Raw genomic sequence first — 9531 nt, 5'->3', positions numbered from 1 at the left:
CTGGCGGAAGTCGGCGCCCGCCGGACTGAGCGGGCGCGGGAGCGTCGACGGCGGCCTCGGAGAAGCGCAGGGAGAGCCTGCGGCGGTCAGTCATGATCACCAGAGTGCAGCAAGGCAACCCTTGCTGCACCCGTGACCGGCCGGGGCCCGGGGAGGTTGCACCGGTGTGACAAGGACTCCGACTGGGTGAACCGGCCGGCCCGCGCGACGCGCGCTCGGGCCGGTGGCGGCCCGGGTGCTGGCCGACACCGTGAGCGCTCCCCGCCGGCCAGCACCCTGGTCCGCGGCCGCCGTCGAGGCCGCGCTGCACGAGGTTGTTTTCGACAGGTAGAACGGGAGCCACCTGGGCAACGAGTCCATCCGGCTGCCGCCGAATCGGCCAAGTGTTCCAGGGGGTCCCGGGCGGTGACCGGTTTGTACCCGGGTCGTTGAAGCAGGCTGGACAGCCGAGTACTGCGGTGCCCCGGTCGTGGTGGTCCGGGGCGCCGTGGTGTGCGGCTCGGCTTCCGTCTTTCCCGGGTCTGGACGCTTCGGCGTCGTGGGGCCTGGTCCAGATGCGAGCGAGAGGACAACGGCGTGGCCGGACGGTCTGGTCTGTGTATTGGTGGGTTTGTGGGCAAGGGCCGCGGCGGCGGCCGGGCCGGGCGGGCAGCCGTGCTGGTGGTCGCGGCGGTGCTGAGCGGTTCGGCGATGCCCGCGCAGGCGCGGGCGCAGGTGCCCGTCACCGGTGCCGCTGCGGCGGTACCGGTGACGAAGGTATATGCGGCCCCGGGCGAGTACGAGTTCACCGTCCCGAAGGGCGTCACTCAGCTCAGGGCCACGGCGGTCGGCGCCGGAGGCAGCGGAGGCGGTGGCGGCTCCGGCGGCAACGGGAACTCGTTCCAGTTCGGTGGCGGTGGCGGTGGAGGCGCCGGCGGCAACGGCGGCGGGGCTGTCGAGTGCGTCTTCCCGGTCAAGCCCGGACAGGTCATCCACCTCGCTGTGGGGAAGGGCTACCCCGGCGGCCGCGGTAGCCACAGCTGGGACCCCGAGAACCGCTACCACGGCGGCGGCGGACAGGGCGGCGACTACGGCGACGATTCGTGGGTGTGGGACAAGACGACGAACAACTCCATCAGGGCCAAAGGCGGTGACGGCGCGTGGGGTGGATGGGGAGGAGAGTCGGCGAAGGGGAGCACGCAAACCATCCGCGACCTGAGCGGTAAGGGCGGCAAGGGCGGCCCGTCCGAAGAGAGGGACGGTAGCGGGAAGTGGGACATTCGCGGCAAGTGCGGCGGGAATTCGCTGGCCAGGGGAGGCAAGGTCGGAGATAGCGGCCATGGCGGCCAGGACGGCAAGCACGGCCGGGGAGATGGCCGCGGAGGTGACGGCGGACGCGGTGGAGCCGCCGGTGTGACGACGCCCTGGGACGCGATTGTCCCACTGCCGAGCATGGCGCCCTGCCCCGAGAACGCACGCGGGAAGGGCGGCGACGGAGGCCGCGGCGGGGACGCGGGGGACTGGAACGGAAACTATGAAAATTACCACCCTAAGCCGGGTGAGGACGGTAAGGCCGGCCAGAGCGGCTGCCTCGTACTGACCTACTGAGAGCCCGGCCCCGCCCGGGCTGGCTGACCTGCCGACCCGGGCGGCAGGCCCGGTACGTCACGCCCGACCTGCCGATGCGGACAGACATGGTGTGACCCGGGCGGGTCTCCCGCCGGATCCGCACCTTGCCAGGCCCCACGAGACCGGTCCGACCCCACAGCCAGAAGACCATGCTTGCGCGACGGGTTCGCGTTGCCCGCCCTGGAGCACTCTGCGGCACCACAGCTCGGCCAAGTGGCGTAGCCGAGGCTCACCATCTACCCCAGTACTCAACGGGTGTCGATGGTCCAGGCCGCAGGTGGCTCTCGGTTCCGTTGCCTAACTGGCTCCCGAATCGAATTACCTGTCCAAGACAACGAGGTGCTGCACGTCTACGAGGAGCGGGCAGAGGTGTGGCGGGACGCCTTCGACGGGCTGGACGAGGACCTGCTGGCCGAGGCCGCGAGCGAGGCCCGCTCCTTCCACGCCGACCCGGCGGCCGCGGTCGACACCCTGGTGCGTTCCCTGCTGCACCAGCTGACCGACCGGCAGCAGGCGATCGGAGCGCTCGGCCGTGACCTGGTGGCGGCCGCGCAGGAGCGGCCGCTGCCCCAAAGGGCGGCCGACGCCGGCCGGCGTCGGTCTATCGGGGAATGATCGTGGTGAGAGGCCCGCGAGCACGATGTGGTTGGTGTCGAGGGAGCGGGACGCCGCCCGGCTCGGGTCAGCCCAACGGCTGGGCCGTGAGCGCCGTGCCTGTCCGAGTGCGCAGGTGGACAGCCGTACGGCCTGTGCGGGAGGTCGTCACCAGCCCGGCGCCGCGCAGCGCGCCGAGGTGCTGGGAGACTGCGCCGGGCGTGACGCCCAGGCGGGCGGCGAGGTCGGGGGTGCTCAGCGGTTCGCCGAGTTCGGCGAGCAGGGCGGCGCGGGTGCGGCCGAGGACGGCGGCGAGGCCGGCGGAGCTCGGCCGGGGCTGCTCCCAGAGCAGCCCGACACCGGAGGCCGGGTAGCGGATGGAGGCGGCAGCGCGGGGAGAGTAGTCGACGATGACGTTGGGCCAGCCGAAGACGGACGGCATCAGCACCAGCCCGTGCCCGCCTGCCTCGACCGTCCACACCGCGCCCGGGCGGGGACGCCCGTGCACGACCAACTCGCCGTCCCGCCACACCACATCGGCGTGCAGCTGCGCGAAGAGTCCCTCCACCCCAGCGTCCACCAGCGCCACCGCCCGCCGGGCCAGGTCCGCCTCCAGCACCGCCCGCATCCGCCCCCAGTGCGGGGCCACCAGCCGGACGTGGCAGCGCGTCAGCGCATCGGCAACTCGTTCCAACAGCTCTGCCGGCCCCGGCAGTTTCCCGGCCTGGGCACCCAGCGCGGCAGCGCACTCCGCCGTGACGTACGCCGGGTTCGCCGCCCGCAGGCCCGCCAGCTCGGTGTCGAACGCCGGCAGGCGCTCCTGCGGCACCGGGAACAGGAACGACGGCAGGCAGCCTTCGAGCAGCGTCCGCAGCAACGGCAACTCCGACTCCGCTGCTAGCACCGGCTGCGCCTCGCGTACCCACGGCCGGTGCACCTCGTGCCCGCCGACGCCGAGCGCTGCCCGTACCCCGAGCACCGTTTCGGCTAGCGGCGACACCGCGAGCCGCACCCGGGCCACCTCGGCCGCCGAGAGCCGGATCTCCACCGCCACGCCCGCCCCACCCTCCGATCGTTTAGCTGTGGCTGAACGATAGCCGGATCCGGCCACCACCCCACAGGCTGTCCGCCATGGAGTTCATCACCTCGTACGACGGAACCACGCTCGCCTTCCGCACCCTCGGCGACGGCCCGCCGCTGCTCTGCCTCCCCGGCGGCCCCGGCCGCGCCGCCGAATACCTCGGCGACCTCGGCGGCCTGTCCGCCCACCGCACCCTGATCCTGCCCGACACCCGCGGCACCGGCGCCTCCGCGACGCCCGCCGACCTGGCCACCTACCGGGTCGACCGTCTGGTGGCCGACGTCGAGGCGCTGCGCCGCCACCTCGGCATGGGCCGCGTCGACCTGCTCGGCCACTCCGCCGGCGGCAGCCTGGCCATGCTCTACGCCGCTGCCCACCCCGACCGCCTGGCCAGCCTGACCCTGGTCGCCCCCTCCTACGCCGCCGTCGGGCTGCCCTCCGACACGGGCGTGGAGAAGGTGATCGCCTCCCGCGCGGCCGAGCCCTGGCACACCGAGGCCGTGACGGCGCACCGGCACATGATGACCGCGAACACCTTTGCCGAGGCCGCGCCGTACCGCTTCGCCTTCGAGCCGCTGATGTACGGCCGTTGGGACGACGCCGCCCGCGCCCACGCCGCCGCCGACCCCGCCCAGCGGGCGCTCCCCGTCAGCGAGCACTACTACAAGGACTACACGCCCGACACCGAGGAACTCCGGCGCCGCCTCGGCGCCCTGCCCTGCCCGGTGCTGCTCCTCGTGGGCGAGGTGGACCTGTGGCCCACCGTCGAGTCCGCCGCCGACGCCGCGTCACTCTTCCCCGAGGTGAGGCTCGCCGTCCAGCCGGGCGCCGGCCACTACCCGTGGCTGGACGACCCACAGGCGTTCACGGCAGCGGTGGAGGGTTTCCTCTCCAGGGTCAGCTGACAGCACGCTCCGAGCAGCGTGCCGCCACCCGCCACCACCGCCCTTCGAACAGCGACAGTCTGGGGTGCTGTCGGAAGTGCTGAACAACTGCTGTCCGATCTCGTGAACAAAGCCAGCAGAGGCCCGCCCGCACCGCAGCTCGCAGCGCGGGCGCTCGGCCGGGAACGCGGCCTTCGCCTCGGGCGACATCTTCCGGTATTCCACGTGCCCCTCCAGTGCCGGGTCTGCTCCGGCTCCGCCACGGTCGCAGGCGCCTCCGACAGAACGTCAGGGACTATCACGATCTAGGTGTACGGCACCCGGTTGGACTAGGTGTTGATCTTGCTGTCGGGCGTAGGCCGGTTGGGCTACGCCCGTCCGGCTGACAGGCGTCCGTCGAAGGTGGTGTCGAAGGCGTTGAGGGCGGCCATCCAGCGGTTGCTCCAGCGTTGGCGGCCGCGGCCGGTGGGGTCGAGTGCGAGGGTCGCCGGGTAGAGCCGCTTGAGGGCGGCCTGCTCGTTGGGGAAGTGGCCGCAGGCGCCGGCGGCCCTTCGGTAGCGGGGAGTTGAGGCTCTCGATGACTACCGGCTGGCCCGCAGCCCCATGGCCAGCCGTCGCTGACGCTCCTCGCCGTGGCCCGCTCGTGCAGTGTGCGGGCCGTGCCGACCGGTCAAGGGTGCCTGGGGCGGCGCTACGTACCGATCTTCGAACACCATGGGCAGTCCTCCTCTTCTGGACCTGGCTGACGGCGACCGCAGTTTCCCGGCGCAGTCGGCCATTGCGTCTGCAGAGGCCGTATCTGGTGGCCTCGTGTCGCCTTGGAGGCCGAAAGTCCGTCACCGGGGAGCGGCGTCGACGGAATGAAGGGTCTGCCTACTCGCCCGCCCGCTCGGCGCAGACCGACCGGATTTCCTTCAGCAGCTCTGGGTAGTGCTCTCCGTACGTGTGCAGCGCATGCCACACCGCGTCCAGAGCCGCTTTGAGCGGGGCGGGCTCGGCGGCAGCGAGCACGGCGGGGAGAGCGAAGTACGGCTGTGAGATCGGTTCGGGGACGTGCGGGGTGCTGGTGGGGTACACCAGCAAGGCGGCGGTGGGCCTCGTGTCTGCGGGTGATGCCAGCCTCTCGTCGCCGGACTTCGTCGCTACGAGGCTGTCCGGTAGCCGGCCAAGTTCGTACTTCCTCGCCCCGTCGTCTCTCGACTCTGCGGCCGGGACCCACGTCCACCCTGCCGGCGGCGGGGGAAAGTACGGCGCTCGCTCGCGGGGCATCGCCTTGAGCACCGGCGGCCCCGGTACGAGGGGGGTGGATCGCAGGGTCTCCCACATCCGGGCAGCGTCGTCGAAGGGAGGCGGTAGCGGATGCCCCTCCGCCAACTTGGTGAGCGCCTGGGCGACCCACACCACATCGGTCAGCCCCGCCGTCTCGCATGCCCGCTGCGCGGCGAGCAATGCCACTGCACGCTGGACTTCGGGACCTGCGGCATCGAGGGCATGCACCAGGTCGCTGTCGAAGGTGAGCAGACCCAGGACGTTGGTCCCGTGGACACCGCGCAGCCTTTCGCTTGGCAGCCTTCCGCCCCACTGCCACCTCTCGTAGTGCAGTTGCCGTTCCTCTGCGGCCTGTATCTCGTCCGTGACCAGCCCGTGCACGAAGCACCCTCCTTGTTGAGGACGGCCTCGGAAGTCCCTGTCGGATAGGCCGTCACATGCCTCGCATCATGCCGCAAGCCACTGACACGACAGAGCCGAGCCGGCCACCAGGCGGGCTGTGACGTCGGTGATGCAGCGCTGGGCGGAACCCGGATGGTGTACAGGTCAACGCAGCTTCGGCCGGGGAACCAGGCCGAGCAGCTCTGAGCTTGTTGTTGAGAAGCCGTTGTCTTTCCGATAGTGACGGGTGCGTTTTCGCTGGTCAGGCATAGTGCCGGTGCCTCGGCGGCAGAGACGGGGCGTCGTGTCGTCTCTTCGGTGGAGGTGCTGGATGCCGTCGGTGATGGGGCTGCTGGAGGAGCGCGAGCGTGCTGCTCGGCAGCGGGCGGAGGTCATGCGGGCCGAGCTGCAGGAGGCTGAAGCCGCGTGGGAGCGGTTCGTAATTGCCCGTCAGACGGTGGCCGAGGTCCTGGCAGAACCTCCTGCAGACGAGGAGGCGCCGCCGGCCGGGGTGGCCGGTGAACGGCCTGCGCGGGTCGCCGGGGCGGTGCCCGGATCGGTGGTTCCCGCCTGGAGGGAAGGGCTCGCTCTCGACTCGCTGGCGCCGGACTACCAGCGGTTCGTGGAGGTCCTGGCGGGGAGCGGGGAGGAGATGGACTGTCGGCAGCTCGCGGCGGCCTTGGGTCTGGAGGTGGTCGCGGCGAAGGTGGAGGGAGTGCGGTCGAAGGTGAAGCGCCTGGCCGTGCGGGGCTGGCTGGCCGAGGACCGTCCGGGGATGTTCAGCGTGCTCGCCGGGCGAGTCGGCGGCTCATGACCATGCTCATCGACCACCGGATCATTGCCTCGGAGGTGTCGGTGCGGGTCTCGTAGTCGCGGGCCAGGCGGCGTGAGTGCATCAGCCATGCGGACGTCCGTTCCACCAGCCACCTTTTCGGCAGCACCACGAAGCCCGTGGCGTCGTCGGTGCGCCTGACCACCGTCAGCGCGATCCGTAGGACATCGCGGGCGAGGTCGACCAGGCGTCCGGTGTGGCCGCCGTCGGCCCACACCGGCGAGATGCGCCAGTGCCGCTCACGCAGCCGCTCCAGCAGTGTCCGGCCGGCCTCGCGGTCGGTGACGAATGCGGCGGTGACCATCACGGCCAGCAGCAGCCCGAGGGTGTCCACGACGATGTGCCTCTTGCGGCCGTTTACCTTCTTCCCGCCGTCGAACCCCCGGCTGGCAGCCGGCACCGACGCCGCCCCCTTCACCGACTGCGCGTCGATGATCCCGGCGGTCGGCTCCGGATCACGGCCCGCCGCCTCGCGGACCCGATCACGCAGCCGGTCGTGGAACTCGCCTACCAGGCCCCTGTCCCGCCAGCGCCGGAAGAGGGCGTAGACGCGGTCCCATGCGGGGAAGTCCGCGGGCCCCACCCTCCAGGCGATGCCGCCCGCGATCAGTTAGCGCACAGCGTCGACCAGCTGCCGGTGGCAGTAGCCGTCCGGCTGCCCACCCCTTCCCTCCAGCCAGGCGGGCACGGGCATCGCGTCGCGCACGACTGCCCACTCCGCGTCGCTCATGTCCGACGGGTACCTCGCACGCCTGTGCGGCCGGTCCCCGGCGTTCCCGAACCGGTGAGCGAGGCAATCACACGACAGGGGTGCGGACTTGGACGGGAACGCAAACGGAGACGGAAGACTGCGGCACCAGGGGCCTCCTGTTGCTCGGCTGGATTCGACACCCACGAGCGGTGCGGGAGGCCCCACCTTCATGCCCTGCCGACCAGAGGATCACCCGACCGAGTCGGCAGACTCGAACTCACGATCACCAGCTCGTTCGAGCGACGGCTAGTTAGAACTGACCGCCACGAAATATCCGCCACAGCCGTTTTCAAAGATCGCCATCAGCTGGCGCCCTACTCGTACGACAAGGGCTTCAAACACGCCATCGACCGGGTGAGATGCGGCGGCACGTGGATGGGTGATGGCTATCTTGCGACCACCAAGGGCGAAGCGTAAGGGCTGCCCGGGCAGGGAGCAGGAGTGGGTCGATGGGGCAAAAGTATCTTCAGCGTTTCGTCTATGCCGAGGGCGTCACCAAGCCTGCACTCGATGAGGCGTGGGGCGAAGCCTTCAAGGCGTTCGCCCGGTCGGGCAACTGGGGCGACGTCGACAGCGGCATCGTGCACCACCAGACGTACGGCACCGGTTGGGGCGGGTACGCGCTGATCGAAGTGGAGGACCCCGATGCCTTCGGGCGCTACCAGATGTTCCACAACCAGACCTACGGCCACGTCGTCCACGTCACCTTCGAACCCTTGTGGGACATGGATCGGGCGTTCGAGGCGACCATCCGCGAGCTGAAGTGAATGTACGACGCAGACGGTTGTCCCTCCCTGGGTACGGGCGAGGGACCACCGTGGAGTGCGCCAGCCGGTGAAGCCGGCCTGGTGGTGTCGGCGGCGGCCGAACCGTGGTTCTGGATCACTTTCCGCGCCAGGGCCACGGAGCGTCACCGGAACCGCGATCATGAACGATCGTGGCTGACGATCTCCTCCAAGACCTCTGGCTCCGCAGCGCCGATGTCGCGGTCAACACCCTGACCATCCGCGCCGACCGCGTCACCGTCCACGCCGCCACGACCGGCGACGAGGCGGGCTGTCCGTCGTGCGGGACCGTCTCGACCCGAGTGCACAGCAGCTACGTGCGGCGGTTGGACGACAGCGCGGCGGGCGGGCGTCGGGTGGTGGTCAAGTTACGGGTCCGCCGGTTCCGCTGCCGTGAACGAGCTTGCCGCCGGGCCACGTTCGTCGAGCAGCCGGCGGGACTGACCTTCCGTCACGGGCGGCGGAGCCTGGGCCTGCAGACCGCGCTGCAGCAGCTCGCCCTGGCCGTGGCCGGTCGGGCGGGCTCCCGCCTGACCGAGACCTTCGCGGTCCCGGTGAGCCGCTCCACGCTCCTGCGGCTGATACGCGCCCTGCCGGATCCGGCGCACGCGGTGCCGCGCGTGCTGGGCGTCGACGAGTTCGCCCTGCGCAAGGGCCACGTCTACGCCACGATCCTGGTCGACATCGAGACCCGCCGCGCAGTCGATCTGCTGCCCGACCGCACGGTCGAGACCGTCCGGTCCTGGCTGGCCGACCATCCCGGGGTGAAGGTCGTCTGCCGCGACCGGTCGGCCTCCTATGCCGAAGCCGTCCGGCTCGGCGCCCCGGACGCGATCCACGTCGCCGACCGGTTCCACCTGTGGCAGAACCTCGCCGACGCGGTGGAGAAGACCGTGCTCCAGCACCATGCTCTGCTACCCGAACCGGCCCCTGCAGCCGAGCCGGCTCCGGCTGTCGCCTTGGCGGCCGTCAGCTCCGAGCCCCGCCGGACCGGCCGGCTGTCCGACCGGGTCCGCGAACAGCACGCCGCCGTCCACGCGCTCATGGATGACGGTTTCAGCCTGCGCGCTATCGGCCGACGACTGGGCCTGGCCCGCAACACAGTGCGCCGGCTGGCCGGCGCGAAGGACCCGGACGAGCTGCTGGTCGGCCGCTGGACCGGACGCACCAGCATCCTCGACCCCTACAAGCCATACCTCCACCAGCGGTTCGCCGAGGGCTGAGCTTCCCCCGCTGCGCGGGAGGTGTTGATTACTGAGGCTTTCAGGGTGGAGTCGGTGGGGTGAGTGGCAGGCCGGTGCCGGCCAGGCATCCATCGATAAGGGCGGGTCGAAGTTGGATGTGCC

The 9531-nt window shown here is 71.0% G+C and carries 9 protein-coding genes and 1 pseudogene; 6 read left to right on the top strand and 4 right to left on the bottom strand.

Annotated features, from left to right (window positions below; genetic code table 11):
- The first annotated feature begins 612 nt into the window (after positions 1 to 612).
- Both ACZ3YO_RS39595 and ACZ3YO_RS39590 read left to right on the top strand, forming a co-directional pair.
- Entirely contained in the window at positions 613 to 1587 is a 975-nt protein-coding gene (locus ACZ3YO_RS39595) for a hypothetical protein (RefSeq protein WP_465579121.1), read from the top strand.
- A 360-nt stretch (positions 1588 to 1947) separates the two neighbouring features.
- Positions 1948 to 2223: a hypothetical protein gene (locus ACZ3YO_RS39590; RefSeq protein ID WP_465579119.1), complete on the top strand. Its 276-nt coding sequence runs from the start codon at positions 1948 to 1950 to the stop codon at positions 2221 to 2223.
- A gap of 67 nt (positions 2224 to 2290) precedes the next feature.
- On the opposite strand, the gene ACZ3YO_RS39585 is transcribed toward ACZ3YO_RS39590, so the two are convergent.
- On the bottom strand, positions 2291 to 3256 hold the full coding sequence (locus ACZ3YO_RS39585) for a DUF5937 family protein (protein WP_465579117.1): 966 nt from the start codon (positions 3254 to 3256) through the stop codon (positions 2291 to 2293).
- A gap of 77 nt (positions 3257 to 3333) precedes the next feature.
- Between ACZ3YO_RS39585 and ACZ3YO_RS39580 the strand changes: the two genes are divergently transcribed.
- Positions 3334 to 4188 (top strand): alpha/beta fold hydrolase, encoded by an 855-nt coding sequence (locus ACZ3YO_RS39580; RefSeq protein WP_465579115.1) that lies wholly within the window; start codon positions 3334 to 3336, stop codon positions 4186 to 4188.
- Positions 4189 to 4535: 347 nt separating this feature from the next.
- On the opposite strand, the pseudogene ACZ3YO_RS39575 reads toward ACZ3YO_RS39580, so the two are convergent.
- Together ACZ3YO_RS39575 and ACZ3YO_RS39570 are read right to left on the bottom strand one after the other, a co-directional pair.
- Positions 4536 to 4746 (bottom strand): annotated as a pseudogene (locus ACZ3YO_RS39575) (transposase); the annotation flags it as partial.
- 294 nt (positions 4747 to 5040) lie between these two features.
- Complete coding sequence (locus ACZ3YO_RS39570) at positions 5041 to 5817, bottom strand: hypothetical protein (protein ID WP_465579113.1); 777 nt, start codon at positions 5815 to 5817, stop codon at positions 5041 to 5043.
- 331 nt (positions 5818 to 6148) lie between these two features.
- Here ACZ3YO_RS39570 and ACZ3YO_RS39565 point away from each other — a divergent pair, with 331 nt between their 5' ends.
- Entirely contained in the window at positions 6149 to 6631 is a 483-nt protein-coding gene (locus tag ACZ3YO_RS39565) for a hypothetical protein (RefSeq protein ID WP_465579111.1), read from the top strand.
- On the opposite strand, the gene ACZ3YO_RS39560 is transcribed toward ACZ3YO_RS39565, so the two are convergent.
- Positions 6597 to 7244: an IS5 family transposase gene (locus ACZ3YO_RS39560; protein WP_465579123.1), complete on the bottom strand. Its 648-nt coding sequence runs from the start codon at positions 7242 to 7244 to the stop codon at positions 6597 to 6599. The genes ACZ3YO_RS39565 and ACZ3YO_RS39560 overlap by 35 nt on opposite strands.
- Before the next feature lie 605 nt (positions 7245 to 7849).
- On the opposite strand from ACZ3YO_RS39560, the gene ACZ3YO_RS39555 reads away from it, so the two are divergent.
- Both ACZ3YO_RS39555 and ACZ3YO_RS39550 read left to right on the top strand, forming a co-directional pair.
- Positions 7850 to 8167, top strand: coding sequence for a hypothetical protein (locus ACZ3YO_RS39555; RefSeq protein ID WP_465579109.1), 318 nt, complete (start codon positions 7850 to 7852; stop codon positions 8165 to 8167).
- 170 nt (positions 8168 to 8337) lie between these two features.
- Complete coding sequence (locus tag ACZ3YO_RS39550) at positions 8338 to 9408, top strand: ISL3 family transposase (protein WP_465579107.1); 1071 nt, start codon at positions 8338 to 8340, stop codon at positions 9406 to 9408.
- Positions 9409 to 9531 lie beyond the last annotated feature (123 nt).

It is taken from the genome of Kitasatospora sp. NPDC022785 (assembly GCF_055561295.1).
The sequence above is the reverse complement of the archived record's forward strand: the minus strand, read 5'-3'. Positions and strand labels throughout refer to the sequence as shown.

Excerpts from the sequence above, each read along its gene's own strand:
- ACZ3YO_RS39555 (WP_465579109.1), top strand. The coding sequence starts at position 7,850 with ATGGGGCAAAAGTATCTTCAGCGTTTCGTCTATGCCGAGGGCGTCACC.
- ACZ3YO_RS39565 (WP_465579111.1), top strand. The coding sequence starts at position 6,149 with ATGCCGTCGGTGATGGGGCTGCTGGAGGAGCGCGAGCGTGCTGCTCGG.
- ACZ3YO_RS39580 (WP_465579115.1), top strand. The coding sequence starts at position 3,334 with ATGGAGTTCATCACCTCGTACGACGGAACCACGCTCGCCTTCCGCACC.